Source organism: Pontibacter brevis (assembly GCF_054779655.1).
The window spans coordinates 39,381-59,198 of record NZ_BAAGXV010000021.1 but is presented as its reverse complement, the minus strand read 5'-3'; the positions used below and the strand labels follow the sequence as shown (position 1 = coordinate 59,198).

At 50.2% G+C, this 19,818-nt stretch carries 18 protein-coding genes; 7 read left to right on the top strand and 11 right to left on the bottom strand.

From position 1 onward, the window contains the following. Positions 1-29: 29 nt before the first annotated feature. The 9 genes from sigZ to ACYVB1_RS05615 all read right to left on the bottom strand — a co-directional run bounded on the left by sigZ (position 30) and on the right by ACYVB1_RS05615 (position 9,300). Positions 30-647, bottom strand: a complete 618-nt coding sequence (gene sigZ, locus ACYVB1_RS05655) for an RNA polymerase sigma factor SigZ (protein ID WP_460921545.1) — start codon at positions 645-647, stop codon at positions 30-32. A 9-nt stretch (positions 648-656) separates the two neighbouring features. Beyond that, entirely contained in the window at positions 657-1,169 is a 513-nt protein-coding gene (locus tag ACYVB1_RS05650; RefSeq protein WP_460921542.1) for a GNAT family N-acetyltransferase, read from the bottom strand. A 94-nt stretch (positions 1,170-1,263) separates the two neighbouring features. After that, entirely contained in the window at positions 1,264-1,680 is a 417-nt protein-coding gene (locus ACYVB1_RS05645; protein ID WP_460921539.1) for an ArsI/CadI family heavy metal resistance metalloenzyme, read from the bottom strand. Between the two features lie 179 nt (positions 1,681-1,859). Continuing rightward, positions 1,860-3,767 carry a DUF3857 domain-containing protein gene (locus tag ACYVB1_RS05640; protein ID WP_460921536.1) on the bottom strand — a complete coding sequence of 636 codons (1,908 nt, stop codon included), beginning with the start codon at positions 3,765-3,767 and terminating at the stop codon, positions 1,860-1,862. 42 nt (positions 3,768-3,809) lie between these two features. Next, on the bottom strand, positions 3,810-5,774 hold the full coding sequence (locus ACYVB1_RS05635; protein ID WP_460921533.1) for a DUF3857 domain-containing protein: 1,965 nt from the start codon (positions 5,772-5,774) through the stop codon (positions 3,810-3,812). 626 nt (positions 5,775-6,400) lie between these two features. Next, positions 6,401-6,769 carry a hypothetical protein gene (locus ACYVB1_RS05630; protein ID WP_460921530.1) on the bottom strand — a complete coding sequence of 123 codons (369 nt, stop codon included), beginning with the start codon at positions 6,767-6,769 and terminating at the stop codon, positions 6,401-6,403. Between the two features lie 185 nt (positions 6,770-6,954). Continuing rightward, positions 6,955-7,728 (bottom strand): TIGR03915 family putative DNA repair protein, encoded by a 774-nt coding sequence (locus tag ACYVB1_RS05625; protein ID WP_460921527.1) that lies wholly within the window; start codon positions 7,726-7,728, stop codon positions 6,955-6,957. Positions 7,729-7,744: 16 nt separating this feature from the next. Continuing rightward, positions 7,745-7,885, bottom strand: a complete 141-nt coding sequence (locus tag ACYVB1_RS05620; protein WP_460921524.1) for a hypothetical protein — start codon at positions 7,883-7,885, stop codon at positions 7,745-7,747. 149 nt (positions 7,886-8,034) lie between these two features. Continuing rightward, positions 8,035-9,300 (bottom strand): putative DNA modification/repair radical SAM protein, encoded by a 1,266-nt coding sequence (locus tag ACYVB1_RS05615; protein WP_460921521.1) that lies wholly within the window; start codon positions 9,298-9,300, stop codon positions 8,035-8,037. Positions 9,301-9,566: 266 nt separating this feature from the next. Between ACYVB1_RS05615 and ACYVB1_RS05610 the strand changes: the two genes are divergently transcribed. The 7 genes from ACYVB1_RS05610 to ACYVB1_RS05580 all read left to right on the top strand — a co-directional run bounded on the left by ACYVB1_RS05610 (position 9,567) and on the right by ACYVB1_RS05580 (position 17,965). After that, positions 9,567-11,462 (top strand): BamA/TamA family outer membrane protein, encoded by a 1,896-nt coding sequence (locus tag ACYVB1_RS05610; RefSeq protein WP_460921518.1) that lies wholly within the window; start codon positions 9,567-9,569, stop codon positions 11,460-11,462. Positions 11,463-11,528: 66 nt separating this feature from the next. Further along, positions 11,529-12,155, top strand: a complete 627-nt coding sequence (locus ACYVB1_RS05605) for a Dps family protein (protein WP_460921515.1) — start codon at positions 11,529-11,531, stop codon at positions 12,153-12,155. 256 nt (positions 12,156-12,411) lie between these two features. Beyond that, on the top strand, positions 12,412-13,248 hold the full coding sequence (locus ACYVB1_RS05600) for a CvfB family protein (RefSeq protein ID WP_460921512.1): 837 nt from the start codon (positions 12,412-12,414) through the stop codon (positions 13,246-13,248). Between the two features lie 91 nt (positions 13,249-13,339). Continuing rightward, positions 13,340-15,850, top strand: a complete 2,511-nt coding sequence (locus tag ACYVB1_RS05595; RefSeq protein ID WP_460921509.1) for a DUF5916 domain-containing protein — start codon at positions 13,340-13,342, stop codon at positions 15,848-15,850. A gap of 11 nt (positions 15,851-15,861) precedes the next feature. Beyond that, positions 15,862-16,533 (top strand): oxidoreductase, encoded by a 672-nt coding sequence (locus ACYVB1_RS05590; RefSeq protein WP_460921506.1) that lies wholly within the window; start codon positions 15,862-15,864, stop codon positions 16,531-16,533. 44 nt (positions 16,534-16,577) lie between these two features. Beyond that, positions 16,578-17,363: a methyltransferase domain-containing protein gene (locus ACYVB1_RS05585; protein ID WP_460921503.1), complete on the top strand. Its 786-nt coding sequence runs from the start codon at positions 16,578-16,580 to the stop codon at positions 17,361-17,363. A gap of 110 nt (positions 17,364-17,473) precedes the next feature. After that, positions 17,474-17,965, top strand: a complete 492-nt coding sequence (locus ACYVB1_RS05580) for a hypothetical protein (protein WP_460921500.1) — start codon at positions 17,474-17,476, stop codon at positions 17,963-17,965. Between the two features lie 119 nt (positions 17,966-18,084). Here ACYVB1_RS05580 and ACYVB1_RS05575 read toward each other — a convergent pair whose 3' ends face one another. Then, entirely contained in the window at positions 18,085-18,729 is a 645-nt protein-coding gene (locus ACYVB1_RS05575) for a hypothetical protein (RefSeq protein ID WP_460921497.1), read from the bottom strand. Positions 18,730-18,876: 147 nt separating this feature from the next. After that, on the bottom strand, positions 18,877-19,818 hold the full coding sequence (locus ACYVB1_RS05570) for a succinylglutamate desuccinylase/aspartoacylase family protein (RefSeq protein WP_460921494.1): 942 nt from the start codon (positions 19,816-19,818) through the stop codon (positions 18,877-18,879).

Below are 19,818 nucleotides of genomic sequence, written 5' to 3'. Positions count from 1 at the left end.
CTTGCTGATGAAGAGCAAGTAAGGAGGCTTTACCTGCTCTTCATTTCCTGTAAAGAAGCACAATCTTTTCGGACTTCTGCACTAATTAAGTTACCACTCCTATCCACCTCTATGTGGCAGCACTCCAGGAACAGCTGCTTCAGCTTTTCGCGGCCGCGCTGGATACGGGACTTGGCACCTGAATAGGAAATGCCCAGCCGTTCCGCGATTTCCTTCTGGCTGATGCCTTCCAGTTCGCTCAGGCGGAGCGGCTCGGCGTACTCCGGGGGCAGCAGGCTGATGAGCGGCTCCACCAGGGCCTCTACCTCGTGGCGCTCCTGCCCGGGCAACTCCTCTGCCAGTAGCTCTGTTTCCGCGTCCAAAGGCTGTCGACGGCTGTTTTCCCGGAAGAAATCATACACCGTGTTGCGGGTAATCTGGTAAAGCCAGGCTTTCAGGTTCTGCACTTCCTGCAGCTGCTCACAGTTTTTGTACAGCTTCAGGTAGAGCTGCTGCAGAATATCATCCGCCACCTCTTTATCCATTACCCGCTTTTGTACAAAGCCTTTCAGCTGTGCTTCGTAAGCCAGAAATACAGGAGCCACAGCTGCACAGGCGTCTGTGGCAGCCGCTTTAATTTGCTCAGGATTGATGCAGCAGTTTTTCATAACTAATATTTATACTCCGACTGTTGTGCTTCTTCTTTCCAGCAGGTAAACATCCCGCCACTCACCGTACATCTGGCCCAGCTTTTCGCGGTAGCCCACTTTTCTGAAACCGCACTGCTCGTGCAGCTTTATACTCGCTTCGTTTTCTTTGAAGATGCCCGCTTGCAGCGTCCAGATGCCCTGCTGCTCCGACAGCTCTACAAGCTTACTCAACAGCAGTTTGCCAATGCCTCTTCCCCTGAAGCCCGGGTGTATGTAGACACTGTCTTCGGCCACGCCGCTGTACACGCACCTGCCTGATACAGGCGTAAGCGCAGCCCAACCCGCCACTCCACCGTCAGCCAGAGCCACCAGGCGGCACCCTGGCAGGTGCCTGGCATCCCACTCCTCCCACTCCGGCGCCTTTGTCTCAAAAGTAGCGTGGCGGGTAGCGATGCCTCTTTCATATATTTCTTTTACCTGTGGATAGTGTTCAGGCTGCATCTCCGTTAACAGCACTGCACTCAGACACATCGTTTGCATAAAAATATCCGGAAAGAATAAATGAGCAACAGGTATAAATATACAATACCTGCTGCTCACTTGCTGTTTTACGATATATTATTTGTTCCTATAACTAAGCGCTTACTGTTTCTGCTGCAATTCTGGCGTTGGTACCTTCTCCGTATACAGTTGCCTCTCCAAACGTATAGAACGCTTCCCAGTCCACGCCCTGCGGGTCGGTTATCCACGACTTCTCAGATTTGGCATAGCAGCAGGTGCATTTGCCTTCTTCGCGAATGGCGCCTTTTGCATTTTTCAGGTTGCCGTATACTTCCGCCAGTTCCTCTTCACTTTCCACCTGTATTCCCAGGTGCTCAATTCCCGTATTCTCAGGGTGCAGCGAGATAGCAAAATTAATGCGCGGGTCCTCCAGCATCCATTTGGCATAATCTTCTTTCAGCACAGTGGGCGCCGAGGCAAATAAGGCGGTGTAAAATGCTGTTGACTCTTGTAGGTTCTTTACGCGCACGTTTACATGGAATCTTTTCATGGCTATCTCTCTTTTAGGTGTTTTTCTTTTTACACCCTGATGACGAGGCCGCTCCTGAAAAGACGCAGGCCCCGGAAAAAAATTTTTCAATTTTTCCGGGGCCTGCTATGCCGCCTGCTTTAAAGCAGCCTGAGACTAAAATACTGTTTCAAATGCTCTGGCTTTTTACAGGAAGCCCTTTACGGGATGTTCTTCACAAAAACTATCTGCTGGCTGTCTGCCTTGATGATGTTGTTCAGGAAAGTAACTAACTGCGTGTATGAGTCCGGGCTGAAGCGGCCCTTTCCCATTTGCATGCGGCGCATGTAGATAACCCGCTGCCCCTCCACTTTCACAGTGGCTTTGTACTCCCCGAAAACAGATTGATACACAACATCCTGCGGTACAAACTCTACTGTGTAGCCGATTGGCAGCTCAAACTCCACCGTGTCCACATCCAGGAAAGCCATGCCCCGCACCACCTCCGTCAGCCGCTTTTCCTTCTGGTTCGGCACATACGTCCACTTGCTCATCAAATTAGGTGTCACAAACATGCGCTTGCCGCTGATGGTCGCACATTGGCGCAGGCTTAGCTCCAGTTGCTCTGTTACTGCGGGCAATTTGTCCTTTTGCTGCACAAAAGCATGTTTGTTTATCTCAAAAGCGGGTATTTTTACCTGCTGGTACAACCACTTTCGCTGCTCTTCCGGTTGCAGGTGCTGTATGGCATTGTCGCGCGACTCCTGCTGCAAGCCTGTGTAGCGGCTGACTACGCTGGCGCTACCGCTGCCTTTCTCATCCAGCGTTACTTTAATGTTGCGCAGTTGAGCATTGTCGGAGGCCAGGTAATCGGGTGTTTTTACCAGCTTGCCACCTTCAGGGGTTATCAGCAGCGCATGGCGGCCACCGGTGAAGCTGCCGGAGTAGCCTACGGCCTCTGTCTGGCTGGTGCATTCCAGCCACAGCGTGTCAGTGGCCATGGGCACGCACAGCACCACATGGTTAAACTGGCTGCTGGGGAAGTCGGTCCTGATAGCCGGCGCGCCGTTTCCGGCACGTATCAGGGCTTGGTAAGACGGTACGCCAACGGTTTTGAGCATGGCTTGTGTATAGTTAGTAAGCGCTTTGCAGTCGCCGTAGCCTTTGCTATCTACAAAGCTGGCCTCAAAGGGTTGCCAGCCGCCAATACCTAACTGAATAGATACATAGCGGGTTTTACCCTGCAGATAGTCGTATACTATCCGCACCTTTTCCTCCTGTGTCTTCGCTTTAGATGTCAGTTGCGTCAGCTTTTGCTTTGTAGCCTCCGACAGCACATCGCGCCCCTTGTTGAGTTGCTCTACCCACAGCCCGTAGCTTTTCCAGGTCTCCATATTGCCCTTGTAGCCTTCTACCTCAAAGTCAGTCGGCGCGGTGCGTACTATCGGCACCAGCTCCTCCAGCCCGGGACCGTAGGGCTCGGTTTCTACCGGCTTCAGGTCCTGCACCTGCCAGCTATATACCTCGTGTGTGGCAGTAGTTGATTTCTTTACCGGCTGTGGCATGTTGCTCTCCAGGTAGCGCAGTTTCATTCCTATTGGCATCTGCACTACATAATTTGCCTTCTCCACCGCCAGGCCCTCTTCGTCCTGCGGATAGAAACCGGGGTAGAACAGCAGGTTGCTGGAAGTCAGTTCATATTCAAATTCTACCGTGTAGGGGTATACAGTATGGGTTAGATCCGCAATCTTCACCCGGTTGTCTTCAAACAAGGAGAAATCACTTATGGCGCTCACATCTGTGATGTCTTTGTTCTTCAGGTTCTTGATCTTGTTGCCTGAGCGGTCGTAGGAAGTGCCTTTAATGTAGCTTACCTTTTGCAGCTTATCGTAACCTACACGCAGCTTAGCCCGATGGTTTCCTTTAATGTTCAAAATAGTGATGGACACTTTATATTTAGTTGTGCCGCTGCTGATGGATGTGACCGTAAACATGGTCTCCTCTGAGCGAATAATAATGTTGGTATCCTCTGAAGGCTCACGAAGGCTGCGCAGGCCATCTGCACTAGCCTGTGGCTGTAAGAGCAATAGGCCTGCTAGTAGCCAGAGAAAAGTATAAATCTTGCACATAGAAATCTTTTTTAAGTTTGAATCGGCTGCTTAAGCCTCAGGCTAGTTCGCTGCAATTCGCTTTAGCACGACCTGCTCCGCTTGCTTGGCTATGATCTGGTTATAAAACTCTTTCAGTCCGGCGTACTCAGGAGCTGAGAACATTGGTTTACTGATGCTGACCTTGCTCAGCACCTGCAACGTATTACCCTCCTGCTGCACCACATACATAAAGCGGCCGCTTTTCTCAGGCAGGTTTACAATCAGACCCTTCGGAATCTCATCCAACTCATAGCCTTCTGGTATAGTGATGCGGCAGATGTATGTCTCATCTATCGGTGTACCGAAATCAACAGGGTAAAGGCGCTTTTCCAGCTTAAAAGGATTTTCCTCCTCGGCCTGCCCCAGCATAGGGTTTAGGTAGATGATGTGATTTGCCTGGCCACTGCCACCGGCGCTGATGTTATAGGTAATATCCAGCGCTTTGTTTACATCCCGCAGATTTTTGATTTGGGGCTTACTGATTTTAAAATCACCCACTTCTTTGGCCAGGCTCTCTGCAAACTTACTCTCCCCTTCATCTAAAATCTCCTTACGCATGTAAAGCGCCTTATAACCGCCGGCAGATTCGTGACCAGTACCTGTTATCTCTCCCTGCGGACTGATGGTGATAGTTGCATCGAATAACCTGGTGTAGGTAGTGTTGGCACTCAGCTCTACCCAGCGCTGATCATTTTTCTTGATGAGGCGGCCGCTGCCGTTCAGGCAGCGGAACGGCAGCATGCCCACAGGCAGCAGCGGGTCCGTGGCATCCAGCAAATACTCCTTGCCACCCACATTCACATGCGCTATTACATAATTAAACTTGTTTATCATTGGGGAGTAGGATGTAACTACACGGCCATGCTCCCGGGTACTTACCAGCACCGGACCCGCATCCAGACCAGCCTCCAGCAGCATGGAGGTCAACAGCAGGTTGATTTCTGCCGCACTTCCCTGCCGCAGGTCATATGCCTTCCGGATAGGGTTGCTGGTATAAACGCCATAGTGCTGGTTCCATTTCATCCGCGACTGCACCAGTTCATAGATGGCTCTCATTTGCTCTTCCGGCTCCTTATGCTTTGCGCTAATGGCAGCCAGGTCATCTTTATAGAAACCGCTGCGGTTTAGTTGTGTGCCGAAGGAGCTTGAGGAGAGCAGGTCATCTGTTACCTTGCTCCAGTTTCCTGTCATGACCTCGGCGCCCCTACCGGGTATATTCACCTGCTGCAGCTCAAACTCTATTTTAGACTGATAGTCACCGAGGGTGGTGATGTACTTTTCCTCCTTCAGGGCAGGTACATCTTTCATCACCCACACATAGGCATTGTTAACAATCTGGTTCCCTCCCTGATTCTGCTTGTCGTTTTTGTGCAAGGGGTGATAGCCCTGCATCTGAAACTTGTAATCGAAGTACTGGGGTATACTAGCCCGGTACTCGCTCCAGACAGTAGGTATGGTTGTCTGAAACTCCCACTCCCGCATGTTGTACACCCTGTCAGACATGATCACATAGCTGACATCGATCACAGAACCTTCCTTTACATTGGGCATTGTAAACTTCTTGAGGTGCCAGTACTCATTGCGCTGCTCATCAAAAACAGTTTTGGAATCCAGCTTTTCCTTCTGGATTTTGCCGTTTTCGAGGTTGTATGTAAATCCTTTGATGCTGCCTACCCTATCTTTGGTAGAGCCATTCATGTAGTATGGCACCGAAATATTTGCCCAGTCATAGCCGGATTTTTTCAGGATCTTGATACGCATGTGGCGCTGAGTAACCACCTGTAACTCACCTGTGAGGTTAAAGGAAGTATAACCATAGTCAGACAAGATAACGGCGGCTGCACTGGTGTCTTTATCATAGGTGCGCATGGCTAGTTCTGCCTCATCAATTTTGCCGAACTTAGCAGCTTGCGCCCATCCCTCCGACCATGAGCCGCAGAACAGGAAAAACAACAGGAAGAGTTTAGTGGAAGGTTTTGCTTTCATAGACAAGCTTTTGTACAGTGAATAGAATTAGGTATATGTTTGAAAAGCGCTTCTGTAACTTAGAATTCAGGCTTTTGATGCTTCCTTCAGCGCCAGCAGCAAGCTTCTAAGGTTTATCTAAATAAAATAATATTACTTTATATATCCAATATAAATATATAATATTTTAATTATATGCCTCAGCATCTGTAAATCTGGCTTTTAAGCGCTATACTGTTACTTAATTTATTCCCACTCCTGGAAAGGAGAGCAGACCAGGCTCGGATAAATTCAATATAAAAAATAGCCTAAAGGCGCCACTCCGCCATAGGAACGGGTTCTAAAATCTGAACCAACTCAAGGCCTTCCTTTTTAGTAATCAGTAGCTGCTTCGTCTGGATTCAACTCTATCAGGGTGATGCAGCAATCAATATTTGGTTCGGGAGTTATAACTGTAAAATAGAATTGTACTATAGCGAAACCTAAATTCCTTTCAGGTTCGGCAGAAGTAGGTCGGTGCTGCTCCGAGGAGAAACAGCGGTACTTTGCAAGGCTGCTAAATACGCAAAAAAGGTAGAGCGACAGCCTAAGTGAATTAGTGCTGTCGCTCTACCTTTTATTATTTTAGAGGGTTTACCTCCTGTTTATTACAAGTAAGATTTAAAGTTTTTTCCGTCCTGCCAAAACTCGCGGCATGCTTCCCGCTGTTCCTCAATAAATTTGTGGTTTCGTTTCAAATCTTTCCAACTACCATAGCCAAGCCGCTCGCAGAGCCTGAAGAAGTTGTCACCCTGGTTTTTCTGTCCTTTTACGCGAACCAATGCGCTTAGCAGGGGCCTGCCAGCCGCATGTTCTTTCTCTGAAATCTCGTCGATTACTTCCGTCAGCATCGACTTCTCATAACTGTTTTCTAAGTTCAGGCCTAGTTCAGCCTCGTAGATAAGATTTTGGAAGGACATCAGGTGCGCCCGACCTCGGGCTACTTGAATTAGTTTCTTTCGTACCCTTGAATTCATAGTGCATGATATGTTTTGCGCAGCATAAAAATCGAGGCAAAGCTTGCCCCGGATTTGTTCCTGCAGTTACAACTTAAAAGTAATATATATAATATTAAACGTATTTTAAGCGGAAATGGTTGCAACTTCAGTGCAATAATTTTCTTTTTTTAATACAAAACATTGGGTAGATGCACCAGAAGCTGCTAACGAAGCGCTTGAGGCTGTTTCTCCGACAGGTATTTCCAATAGCGCCTGGGGATGTGGCGCAGGTGTAGTTTGGGGTTCCTGCGCTCCGGAATGTTGACGTGTTCAAAATATACCTGCCACAGCTGCCTGTATTTGTCTTCTTCCACATCCAGCGCAGCATGAGGCACCTTTGTGCGCTGCAGGGGTGGTAGTTCTAAGTTCATGAAAGCAGTAGTATGCAGGTCATAATAGGCGCCATAGCGGCGGCGGGTATCATAAATTGCCCAGCGCTGGTCGGCGTACCTTTTGCTAAAGTGACTTACAATTAGCGGCAGCACGTTAAAGTCGGGGGAAATAGTGGCGTAAAATAACTCATCAGCTGTTTTCTGGAAACGCACAAAGGCTTCCATCCTGTGCTTCTCACGGTGCACCTGCTTAGCTGCCTGCTGTACCTGCAGCACACAGGGCGCGGCAAAATTACCTTCTATATTTTCATCCGTTCCAAAAGCCAGACGAGCGTAGTCAAAAATGATTTGCTCAAAGCCTGGCTGCTCCCACAGATAGGTATAATAAAGCTCCTTCAGAGCCCCAACCGACAGCTTTTTCTGCAAGCCCTGCCATACCCGCTGCGCCTTCTGCTCGTCTGCCACCACCGCAATGGTTTCCCCAAACATACTGGGCTGCGCCACCTGCTCCTGCTCAATGCCCGTAGGCCACGCTTTCCGCTCGTAGGCCTCGAACACCACTGTCAGCAGCCCTTCAAAAGTACCATCATAGGTGTAAAGGTGCATGGCTATACAGGCTGTGTTATTTGCTTCCGGTATAATTGCTGCGGCTTTTGTCTCCGGGCTCTGATTGCATCCTGGCCGTCAGGCTCTGTATTTGCGGAACCAGCATATTCAGCTTGCAGCAAAGAGACACACGGGCAACCTTCTGGTTTTTTCTCATGACAGTAATTTCTTTTGTTTGAACAGAATTAGATGTATGATTTGATTTAACTAATTTCTTTTTTGCTGCGGCCATTGTTTTTAAAGACAAACGACGCTGCACATACAGCTTCCCCTTTCTCTTTCCTTTCTCCATACATGCCCCCTCTTTTAGCCAACCTGACGGAACAAATCCAGCTGCTGCGTTAGCAGCGCGCTTCGAACAGAGCCATCGCCAAACAGAATCCGGTTGCGAATCTGCTGTGAGTCCAGCTCCTGTTTCTGCAGGCTTTTTGTACCGCAGGTGATAAAGTATTTTGCCCTTTTCAGCACCACTCCCATCTGGCGCAGGTGGTCAAAGCCCAGCAGCGTAAACCTCCTCGCCGATACAATCTTTTTAGCCGATTTCACCCCAATGCCCGGCACCCGCAGAATCAGCTCGTAATCGGCTGTGTTTATCTCCACCGGAAAAGCATAGCGGTTGCGCAGCGCCCACGCCAGCTTCGGGTCAATATCCAGTTCCAGGTTCGGGTGCTGCTCGTCTACTATCTCCTTTGCATCAAAGCCATAGAAGCGCATCAGCCAGTCGGCCTGGTAAATGCGGTTTTCGCGGATAATGGGAGGCTCTGTGATGATGGGCAAACGGTTGTCGCTGCTCACTGGTACATAACCGGAATAAAACACGCGCTTTAGGCTAAAAGACTTATACAACTGGTCCGAGAGCTGCAGAATCTGGTGGTCGTTCTCGGCAGAGGCTCCTACAATCAACTGCGTGCTCTGGCCGGCAGGCGCAAAGACAGGTGCCGACTTAAACAGCTTCTTCTCTTCCTTTGCCTGCACCAACTGCTGGCTGATGGCCCCCATCGGCAGCAGAATCTCCGTATAGTTTTTCTCCGGTGCCAGTTGCTGCAGACTTGCTTCCGACGGCAGCTCAATGTTCACACTCAGCCTGTCGGCATACAGCCCTGCCTCTTTTATCAGTTCCTCACTGGCACCCGGTATTGTTTTCAGGTGGATGTAGCCATTGAACTTATGATCCTGCCGCAGCTTTTTAGCCACCCGCACCAGGCGCTCCATCGTGTAATCCGCATTTTTGAAAATGCCTGAGCTCAGGAACAGGCCCTCTATATAATTCCGGCGGTAGAAGTTTATCGTCAGGTCTACTACCTCCTGCACCGTGAAGGCGGCGCGCTCCACGTCGTTGCTTTTGCGGGTAACACAGTAGGCACAGTCGTAAATACAGTAATTTGTGAGCAGGATTTTGAGCAACGAGACACAACGGCCATCCTCTGTATAGCTGTGGCAGATACTCATGCCCTCAGCATTGCCTAATCCTTTGTTCTCATTTTTGCGCTTCCCACCGCTGGAAGAGCAGGATACATCGTATTTTGCAGCATCTGCTAATATCTTTAGCTTATCACTCGTCCTACTGTCCATACTCCTGATGTTCTGTACTTTTAACAATTTAAAGGTACAGCCAAACAGCTTATCAAACCAATATTATTAGCATTTTTTTATACACAATGTTATCAACACCTGTTGATAAACTAAAAAAGTTAGCACACAACCAAATCACCTCCTTTCCACAACAACCTACTGTGTAGCAAATGCTATTTTATGATCTGCAGGAAACACTATTGGCTTAATAAAGCGTTATATTAGTAGGCGCAAAATGTAACCCAAAGCGCCGTTAACTCCTGTTCATGTTTAGTTCGCACCCAAACTTCCGCCGTTTACCAATAGCATGCCTTGCAGGCTTGCTGTTGCTGCTGGTAGAAGTGTGCCAGGCACAGCAAACTACTCCCCCGCTCAGGCAGGACTCCACCCTTACCGATACCACTAGGCAGAAATTCGATGACCGCGTGATAGAGAACCTGCGGCAGATGTCAGAGCGGAAAACAATTATGGGCAAGCTGTTAAAAGCAATACTGGTATTCGACAGGGTGGATGAAGCAGTGTATGGGCTGGATGCCGAACTGATTGAGAAAGAGTATGAGAAGCACACTTACAAAATTGTGCGCCGCATCGATATCATGGCATTAAAACCTTTTGGCTACTCCGTCCACGATACCTCCAGGGTTCCGAGAAACTTCTATGAAAAGCTGGGCAACTCCCTGCACGTAAGAACAGGCCGCGGCCAAATCCGCAATAAACTGCTCTTTGAGAAAAAAGAACCGCTCGAGCCACTGGCACTGATAGAGTCGGAGCGTTTGTTGCGCCAGACATCTTATATCCTGGATGCACGCATCATTGTGAATGAGGAAACAACCACCGAAGACAGTGTGGATGTGTTTGTGGTGACAAAGGACATCTTCAGTTTGGGAGGCTCCGGCTCTTACACTCCCTCCTCCGGCCGGGGGCGCATAACGCTGCGGGAGCTGAACTTTCTGGGCCAGGGCCATCAGGCAGAGGCCTCCTACCGCTTTGGCCTGAACAACAGGCCGCGCCCCTGGGAGGCCGCCGGCTATTATTCTATTGAGAACATTGGCCGCACGTACATTTCTGCTGATGTGGCTTACGTTGACAAGAACTTTTACAAAGAGAAAAGCGTGCACCTGCGCCGCGATTTCTTCTCTACCAACACCAAGTATGCCGGTGCGGTTGGCGTGAACTGGATAGAGCAACGTATCATGCTTCCCCCCACCTCCGACGACACCGTTGCCACCTTTGCCACCCTGGGCTATAACCAGCAGGATGCCTGGCTGGGCCGATCTTTCCGCTTTAAATCGTATAACCTGGGGTACGAGCCCCGCAGCCGCCTCATCCTGGGGCTGCGCTTTACCCGAACAGATTATTCTGTTAAACCTTCTGACAGCTTTCAGGACAACATATTGGTAATGGGGAGCCTGGGCTACAGCATCCGGAAGTACTACAAAGACCGATACCTGTTTGGCTTTGGCAGAACAGAGGATGTTCCGGCCGGTACGCTCCTCTCCCTGACGACCGGCTACGAGAATGGAGACCTCAGAAACCGAATGTACTTAAGTGGTTCCATCTCACTGGCTAAATACCAGACCGACTTCGGCTACCTGTATGGCAAAGCCTCCTATGGCTCTTTTGTGCGGGAAGGCGAGTGGGAACAGGGGGTACTGCAACTGGAAACCTTATACTTTACAAAGCTATCGGAATGGGGGAACTGGAAACTACGCCATTATGTCTGGGGCCGCAGCACCTGGGGCGTTAACCGTAACCCGGAAGAACTGCTTTCCATTGATGACGAAAACGGGCTGCGCGGATTCCGCTCCACTCTTTTGCGGGGCTCCCGCCGTGTCTCCCTCAATTATGAGGCAAACCTCTATACCCCCTTTTCTCTTTTCGGATTTAAACTGGCCACCGTAGTTTTTGCCGATCTAGCCTGGCTTTCTGCCGGAAACAAAAGCTCGCCGTTTAAAGATGTGCCTTACCGGGGCTATGGCATCGGGCTCCGCTTCCGGAATGAATACCTGTCCTTCAGCACCATACAGCTCTCCCTGAGTTATTACCCAAAGCTTCCGGTTAACGAGGAAGTCAGGGCTTTCCGCATTTTTAATACTTCGCGGCCCTATTATGATTTCCACGATTTCCAGTTTACACGCCCTGGCGTAGCTGACTTTTATTAGGTAATCCCGTATCCTTTTGAGGCCTGCACCTGTTAAAGAGGTGTAGAATAAAAGAATACAATTACTATGGAAAAAGTTAGAGAGAAATCAGAATATGAAGGAAACCCGGTAGGCTTAACAAAAGACACTGCCACCACAATGGCAAAAGAACTGGACCGCCACCTTTCCTCCTTCATTATCTTATATAACCAGTACCACAAGCACCATTGGCTTGTAGAAGGCCCGCAGTTCCGCGACCTGCACCTGTTCTTCGAAGAGCACTACAATGAAATACATGAGCAGTACGATGCCATTGCCGAGCGCCTGACCGTAATGGGCGTTGTGCCTACCTGCCACCCGGCAAAGCAGATTGAGCTTTCTTATATCGAGCATGAGGAAGAAGGCGAGTTCCGCATCCGGCAGATGCTGCAGAAGGACATGGAAGATGAGAAGACGATAGCCGTGGAGTTGCGCAAGTCTATCAAACTTGCCATGGAACACAGTGACTTCGGTACCAAGACCCTGCTGGAAGGCATCCTGTTCAAAACAGAAGACCGTTGCCACCACATTGAGCACTTCTTAGGTGAAGATGGACTCTCTATTGGTTTGCTGCACAAACCGGAGGATATTCTGGAACAAGAGGACAAAGCCTCAGCAGGTTCAAGAGGACTGAGAACGACAACGAAAAAGCCTGCTTCCAAAGCAAAAGCTTAAGCTAGACGACACATATAACTGAAAGGCAGCCTGAGAACAGGCTGCCTTTTTTGTTGCTGGAACAGCACACAAGAACAGACACACACCCGCTTTTCTTCTAATCAGGCACGTTCTTCTATATTCTTCTCGAAATATATAGCCAACTCCCATAGATCCACTGTTACCGCTTTCAACGGCGGCAGGATTTTGTTAGATTTGTAAGGTATCCCGTATAAGAACAAACACATAGACAACACAGCACACAGAAAATAAAATTATGGTAGATCTTGGCAATTATAACGAACTGGAGATAGCACGCGAAGTGGATTTCGGAGTGTACCTCTCCTCTGATGACGGCGACATCCTGCTTCCTGCTAAATACATTCCCAAAGGAGCACAGGTGGGCGACACGATTCGCGTGTTCGTGTACCGCGACTCCGAAGACCGTTTAATTGCCACTGACCTGGAGCCTTATGCCACCGTAGGTGAGTTTGCCTGCCTCACCTGCACCGATACCGCCCCTTTTGGCGCCTTCCTGGACTGGGGACTGGAGAAAGACCTGCTGGTACCACTTAACAACCAGAAAGACAAGATGCAGGAAGGCCGCAAGTACTGTGTGTACCTGTATCTGGATGAGACCTCAGACCGTGTGGTGGGCACCTCCAAGCTGGGCAAATACCTGCAGAACGAGAATATACAACTCACCGAAGGCGAAGAGGTACAACTGTTGATAGCAAACTTTACCGACATCGGCATTAAGGTGATCATTAACAACGCCTACATGGGCATGCTCTACCAGAACGAGGTGTTCCAGGACCTAAAGATGGGCGATAAAGTCACCGGCTATGTTAAAACCATCCGTCCGGACAATAAGATTGACGTGACGCTCCGTAAGCCGGATGCTACTGTCAAGAGTGAATCGGAGGATGCCGCCGATAAAATTATGCGCCTGCTGCTGCAGGGCAGTGGCTGGCTCCCGCTTTCCGACAACAGCACGCCTGAAGACATCTACAAGACCTTAGGCATGAGCAAGAAAACCTTTAAACGCGCTATCGGAGGCCTGTACAAAGCAGGCAAGATACAGCTGGAGGAAGACAGCATCCGCCTGAAATAACAGCCGCACCTACTACCACTACTTATTGCCTGCACCTAACCTATTCGATCACCTTTACCGGCTGTGCTTTCACCAGGCCCAGCGATTGATTATGCTTAACAAATTTATACCCTTTGCGCTCGCACTCCTTTTAAGTGCGGGCAGTGCTGCAGCAACAGATAACGGCAACGAACCAGAAGAATCCACCAGGAAAAACAAAAGCACGAAAGCCCTCCGCACAACCCAGGCTCCTGTACTGGACGGTTACCTGGAGCCTGACGTGTGGCAGCAGGCATATCCTGCCCGAAACTTTATACGCTACGATCCTTTGAACGGCATGCCCTCGTCGCAGCAGACGGAGGTATACATGCTCTACGACAACGACGCCATCTACATAGGCGCCCTGCTCCACGACACCGCCCCCGACTCCGTTTTAACCCAACTTGGCCAGCGCGACTCCGGCGAGAACAACGCTGACATGTTCGGGGTGTACCTCGACACCTACAACGACAAACAAAATGCCTTTGCCTTCCTGGTGTCGGCTGCCGGGGTGCAGACGGACATTAAGCACTCACAGGGCCGCGAAGACTGGAACTGGGATGCTGTGTGGGCCAGCAGCGTGAAAACGCACGACAAAGGCTGGACCGTGGAAATGCGTATTCCCTACGCTGCCATCCGCTTTCCGAAGGCAGAAGTGCAGACCTGGGGTGTGAACTACATGCGCGTAATTCGGCGCACCCGCGAGAAATCGTTCTGGAGCTATGTAGACAATTCAGTGGAGGGACTGGTGAACCAGGAAGGCCGCGCCATTGGCATCGACGGCATTCAGTCGCCGGTGCGGTTGCAGTTTATGCCTTACATTTCAGGCTACGTAAACCACTACCCGGGTAAAGCAGAAGAAAATCGAAAGGCTGTTACGCAATCCATCAATGGCGGCATGGATGTGAAGTACGGCATCAACGACGCCTTTACCCTGGATGTAACGCTCATTCCGGACTTTGGCCAGACACAGTCCGATAACCAGGTACTGAACCTGAGTCCTTTTGAAGTAAAATTTAACGAGAACCGTTCTTTCTTTACTGAGGGAACCGAACTGTTCAACAAAGCAGGTCTCTTTTACTCCCGCCGCATTGGCCAAGCACCTTTGCTGCACCGCGCGGCAAAGGATTCCCTGCGGGCAGGCGAAGCCATCATCGAAAACCCGGGTGTCACACAGTTGCTGAATGCTGCCAAGGTATCCGGCAGAACCCGCAAAGGACTGGGTGTCGGAGTTTTCAACGCCTTCACCAAAAACATGTATGCCGTGGTGGAAGACTCCCTTACAGGCGAAAAGCGGGAAGTACTTACAGACCCGCTCACCAACTACAATGTATTTGTGCTGGACCAGACGCTGCCGCGCAACTCCTTTATCACCTTCACCAACACCAACGTAACCCGCAGCAAAGGCCTTTACGATGCCAATGTGTCGGGCCTGCAGCTGCGCCTTGCCGACAAGAGCAACACCTTTGCACTAAGGGCGGGCAGTAACCTGAGCCAGCTGTATGGCAAGTACACCAATGCGGAAGGTCAGCTGCAGGACATAACGCTGGGGCACCAGTACAACATCAACCTAGCGAAGGTGAGCGGCAACCTGCAGTATTACCTGAACCACAACGTGGAGTCCGACACCTACGACATCAACGACCTGGGCTACATCAGCAACAACAACGAGATGAGCACCAGCGCCGGCGTCAGCTACCGCTTTTACCAGCCTGTCTGGAAGTTCCTCTCATGGGGCAACAGCCTGAGCGTCCACCACAGCATGCTGTATGCGCCGCGCGAGTTCATCAGCCTGAGCGTGAACGGCAGCAGCAACGTCCGTTTCCGCAACTTCATGAGCGCCTACTGGAGCTTCAATTACCGGCCCGGCGACAGATACGATTACTTTGAGGCCCGGAGCTTTCCGCAGGTGTTTGTCCGGCCAGGCGGCTTTGACACGAACCTGGGCATCAGCACCGATTACCGCAAACGCATGGCCCTCGATGCCTCCACAGGCCTCTGGCGCTCCGACCGCTACGACCAGACCAGCTGGTGGGCAAACTTCAGTCCGCGCTTCCGTGTAAACGACAAGTTCTCGTTTGTGAACGGCAACAGCTACAGGCTGGAGCAGCGCAACATTGGCTATGCGGGTAAGGATGCTTACAACCACGTTGTCTTCGGCGACCGCACCGTTACCACCTTGAGCACCACCCTTTCCAGTGCCTATATCTTTAACGAGCGGGCAGGCCTGACGCTGAACATGCGCCACTACTGGTCCAGGGCGGAGTACAGGAATTTCTATGCACTAAGCCCGGAAGGCTTGCTGCAGGCCACCAGTTTAGCACGCAACGGCGACCTGTCCAAATTCAACGACATCAACTACAATACCTTTACCCTGGACCTGGTATACAGCTGGCGTTTTGCACCGGGTAGCGAACTGCGCCTGGTATGGAAAAACGCGATACAGGACAGCTCCAGCGAAATCATGGAACGGTACATCGACAATATGTATAAAACGCTCCAGGTGCCCCAGAACAACAATTTTTCAGTTAAACTATTATACTTTTTAGACTATATAGCCATAAAGAACGTACTGTCTGCGTAAGAGAATGACTTATGCAAAAAGTAAGAACTGCCCTTATTGCAGGAGCCAGCGGGTTGGTTGGCGGACACCTTCTGAACCTGCTCCTGAGGAGCAAACGCTACAGTGAGGTGGTATCAATTGGCCGCCGCGAGTTGCCCCTGATATACCCCAACCTGGAACAGCGGGTAGTTGACTTCAACAACCTGAAACTGCATGGCTCCGAGCTGGTGGCAGACGATGTTTTCTGTTGCCTCGGCACTACCATTAAAAAGGCTGGCTCCAAAGAGGCATTCTATAAAGTAGACCATACCTATGTGGTGGATTTGGCACAGGTTACGGCTAATAAAGGAGCTTCTCAGTTTCTGGTGGTCTCAGCCATGGGTGCCGATGCCGGTTCCATGGTTTTTTATAACAAGGTAAAGGGCGAGATGGAGCAGCATGTACAGCAGCAGCCCTTTACAAGTGTGCACATCTTCCGGCCATCGCTGCTGCTGGGCGAGCGGGAAGAGCACCGGACAGGCGAAGAACTGGCGTCCAAAATCATGAAGCCCCTGAGTAGTCTGATGATTGGGCCACTGGAGAAGTACAAACCTATAGAGGGCGAAACAGTGGCCAAGGGGATGCTCTACGCCGCTTCCCAGGACAAGCCCGGGGTACACATCCACCCCTCAGACGACATTGCCGAACTGGGCGCTAAACTTTAGCGCCTGCCACAGCGTAAGTTGCAGGCATATACAGCCTCTTTCTTATGCCTTCTCAGCCTATACAGCACGTCTTCCCGAAAGTATCGCACTATGACCCGGAATGGGTGCGCAAGCATTCTATGGGCGAAAACGTATTGTTCAACCTCGAAAGCCTCACCAAGTCCCTGGAACTGAAGCCGGGCATGCGGGTGCTGGATTTAGGCTGTGGCAAAGCCATCAGCTCCATTTTTCTGGCAAAAGAATTTGGTGTAGACGTGTGGGCGGTGGATAATGCCATCTCTGCCAGCGATAACTACCAGCGCATACTTGATGCCGGCTGCGAAAACAAAGTAACACCACTGGAGGCCGATGCCCGCTCCCTCCCCTTTGCTGAAGAATACTTCGACGTGGTGATTGTGGTAGACTCCTACACCTATTTCGGCACCGATGAGAAATACCTGCCTTATATTGCCCGCTTCCTGAAGCCGGAGGGGCACCTTGCTATTGTGGACGTCTGCTTTACGAAGGAAATAGAAACCCTGGAACAGGTGCCCGATTTCCTGCGCGAGGACTACCAGAAGTACTGGTACTTTATCCACACCATAGACTGGTGGCGCAAGCTGTGGGAAAAGACAGGACTGGTGCACATAGAGGCCGCGCAGGAACTGGATGAGGCACAGCACGTGCGCGAACACTACGTCAAAGACTTCGAGAAAAAGGGAAAACCGGATCCTTTTGCCAAGGCTCTACAGCTTGATGCGCAACAGTTTATATCCTTCTTTAAGCTGATTGGCCGCCGTACTCAGAAAACTGCTTACCTGCAGAACTACAAGAAAGAAAGTAAAAAGTAGCTCCCCTTACACAATAGTCACTTCCTGCTTCGTTAGAATTTCTATATTTGCAGCCGCTGTGCCCCCTGCACAGCTACACCTATTGCTTATATATTAACCTTTTCGTTCTCATGAAGACAATAATTTACCGCATTTCTTTAGCACTTGCTATCGTTTTATGCATAGCAGTTGGCGCGCAGGCGCAGCAGTATACAACAGGCATCGGCTTCCGTGGAGGTGCCGCATCCGGCCTTACGGTGAAACACTTTATCAAGAGCGATGCTGCACTGGAGGGTATCGTGAGCACCAGTTTTAAATACAAAGGCACGGTTATAACGGTGTTGTACGAGAAGCATGCGCCGGCATTTAATGCCAATGGCCTGCAGTGGTACTATGGCCTGGGGGGCCACATTGGCTTCTACGACGGGCACGACTACTATGACCGTGGCCACAGGCGCTATCACGACAATGTTCTTGGTGTAGGTATAGACGGTGTGCTTGGCCTGGAGTACTACATCCGCGACATTCCCTTCACCATTGGTGCCGATGTAAAGCCCTACCTCAACATACCAGTTGGTGGCGGCTTCTGGGACACGGCACTGCATGTGCGATATGTGTTTTAAGGGAGTAAATGACTGATTAGTAAAACGCCGCACCTACACCCTTCTCAAATAAGAAGAGCCCTCGCTTTAGTTCTAGCGAGGGCTCTTCTTATTTGAAGCCTTCAATTTAATGAATGCTTTTACCATTCCACCTGCAGCACAAATTCCTCTTTTGCATCCATTTTGTCTGTGCCCCACCCGCCCCTTGAGATAGGAGGAATCGCCAGGAAAATATCTTTATTGCTATCGGCTACATCAAACTTATAGTATATTCTTGAACGAGAGGCCTGGGAGCCGGTGATACAATTAGAGAAGTAGTTCTGGTCATGTATACGCAGGGAGTATATACCGGATGATAGCAGTACTAGCCCAACTTTAAAGTTATAATCAGGCTGGTTGCAGGCGTATCTAAAAGACAGGTACGGACTTTTTCTCTCTACCAGGTCAGCATGTACCGGCTTAATGAAATCGCCTATTGTCCTCGAAGGGTTCTTATAAAGCTTGTAGTAATTCAGGTTCAGGGGCAGGGACACTGAGTCGATAAGCACTCTCTGGAAAACCTTTGTGTCGTACAGGTATTTACCTGTTGGAATATTGGTCTCAATCCAGATAGTGTCGCCTACCTTGTAGGTCTTTTTGTAGGGAGTTAAGGTTAGCGTCTCCTGGATGATGTGGGTGTATTCAGGTTCAACATATTCTTCACATGAAAAGCCCATCGTTAAAAAAGAGAAAACAGCCAGAACCAGGTACCTGAACTTGCTTGCAAAAGGCTTCTTTTTCTTCATACGCTTCTGGTTACACCCTGGATGGCTTCCGTGTATTTCACTTCTATACTCTTATACTCCTATATAGTTGAGGGAGCCGCTGCAAATTTTCACAGCGGCTCCCCTCCTTCCAATGTTCTTCACCTGGCAGCCTGCACCTCACACTTCTCAAAAAGAAATATGCATCAGCGCATCGCCCTGGTTTACGACGGGCATGTTGTTGAGGCCGACAATATAACCTGAGGCAGGAGCATTCAGCCGCACTTCCATTTCCCCATAGGGGTCTGTAATGCTACCGATGTTCTGGTTCTTTTTGATATACTCGCCTAACCTGACATAGCTGCGCCACAACCCGGCATTTTTTGCCCTGAGCCAGATGTCTTTCATACATACCACACTCTCTTCATGTGGCGGCGTAAAGTTTGCCATCATGCCCAGGTGGTGCAGCACGCGGCAGGTGCCTTCTATGCCCACGCTAATACCCTTCTCATCAAACCGCAGCGACTCGCCGGTTTCATATACCATGATCGACTTGCCAAGTTTGGCGGCTTCTTTGCGCAACGAGCCCTGCCGGTAAGGGGAGTTCAGTATAAAGGGAGCACCGAAAGCCCGCGCCAGTTCCTCGTTCCGGTAATCGGACAGCACGCAGCGTATCTGGGGATAGTTGGCGCGGCTGGAACCACCTGTATGGAAGTCCAGGCCATAGTCAACGTAAGGAATGATTTCTTTCATGAAGCGGTAGGCCACGCGGCTGGCCAGTGAGCCGTCGCGGTTACCCGGGAAACTGCGGTTCACATCTTTGCCATCAGGCACCTCCCTCGAGAAGTTCAGGAAACCGTAGATGTTCAGCACCGGCACGGCAATGATGGTGCCTTTCAGGGGGTACAGCATCTTCTTGCTGAGCATGCGCCGCACAATCTCTGTACCATTTACTTCATCTCCGTGCATACCGGCCATCAGCAACACCACCGGGCCATCATGCACAGAGCGGAACACATAGATGGGTATTTCAATAACGGTACCGCTGGGCAGTTTGCTGATGGCTAATTTCGTCAGCACTTTTTCTCCACGGTCTATGCTTTTACCGTTGATCACAATGGTTTCAGGCAT

Excerpts from the sequence above, each read along its gene's own strand:
- ACYVB1_RS05640 (WP_460921536.1), bottom strand. The coding sequence starts at position 3,767 with ATGTGCAAGATTTATACTTTTCTCTGGCTACTAGCAGGCCTATTGCTC.
- ACYVB1_RS05645 (WP_460921539.1), bottom strand. The coding sequence starts at position 1,680 with ATGAAAAGATTCCATGTAAACGTGCGCGTAAAGAACCTACAAGAGTCA.
- ACYVB1_RS05615 (WP_460921521.1), bottom strand. The coding sequence starts at position 9,300 with ATGGACAGTAGGACGAGTGATAAGCTAAAGATATTAGCAGATGCTGCA.
- ACYVB1_RS05635 (WP_460921533.1), bottom strand. The coding sequence starts at position 5,774 with ATGAAAGCAAAACCTTCCACTAAACTCTTCCTGTTGTTTTTCCTGTTC.
- ACYVB1_RS05620 (WP_460921524.1), bottom strand. The coding sequence starts at position 7,885 with ATGAGAAAAAACCAGAAGGTTGCCCGTGTGTCTCTTTGCTGCAAGCTG.
- ACYVB1_RS05650 (WP_460921542.1), bottom strand. The coding sequence starts at position 1,169 with ATGCAAACGATGTGTCTGAGTGCAGTGCTGTTAACGGAGATGCAGCCT.
- ACYVB1_RS05590 (WP_460921506.1), top strand. The coding sequence starts at position 15,862 with ATGCAAAAAGTAAGAACTGCCCTTATTGCAGGAGCCAGCGGGTTGGTT.
- sigZ (WP_460921545.1), bottom strand. The coding sequence starts at position 647 with ATGAAAAACTGCTGCATCAATCCTGAGCAAATTAAAGCGGCTGCCACA.
- ACYVB1_RS05625 (WP_460921527.1), bottom strand. The coding sequence starts at position 7,728 with ATGCACCTTTACACCTATGATGGTACTTTTGAAGGGCTGCTGACAGTG.
- ACYVB1_RS05600 (WP_460921512.1), top strand. The coding sequence starts at position 12,412 with ATGGTAGATCTTGGCAATTATAACGAACTGGAGATAGCACGCGAAGTG.
- ACYVB1_RS05570 (WP_460921494.1), bottom strand. The coding sequence starts at position 19,818 with ATGCCTGAAACCATTGTGATCAACGGTAAAAGCATAGACCGTGGAGAA.
- ACYVB1_RS05575 (WP_460921497.1), bottom strand. The coding sequence starts at position 18,729 with ATGAAGAAAAAGAAGCCTTTTGCAAGCAAGTTCAGGTACCTGGTTCTG.
- ACYVB1_RS05630 (WP_460921530.1), bottom strand. The coding sequence starts at position 6,769 with ATGAATTCAAGGGTACGAAAGAAACTAATTCAAGTAGCCCGAGGTCGG.
- ACYVB1_RS05610 (WP_460921518.1), top strand. The coding sequence starts at position 9,567 with ATGTTTAGTTCGCACCCAAACTTCCGCCGTTTACCAATAGCATGCCTT.
- ACYVB1_RS05605 (WP_460921515.1), top strand. The coding sequence starts at position 11,529 with ATGGAAAAAGTTAGAGAGAAATCAGAATATGAAGGAAACCCGGTAGGC.
- ACYVB1_RS05595 (WP_460921509.1), top strand. The coding sequence starts at position 13,340 with ATGCTTAACAAATTTATACCCTTTGCGCTCGCACTCCTTTTAAGTGCG.
- ACYVB1_RS05585 (WP_460921503.1), top strand. The coding sequence starts at position 16,578 with ATGCCTTCTCAGCCTATACAGCACGTCTTCCCGAAAGTATCGCACTAT.
- ACYVB1_RS05580 (WP_460921500.1), top strand. The coding sequence starts at position 17,474 with ATGAAGACAATAATTTACCGCATTTCTTTAGCACTTGCTATCGTTTTA.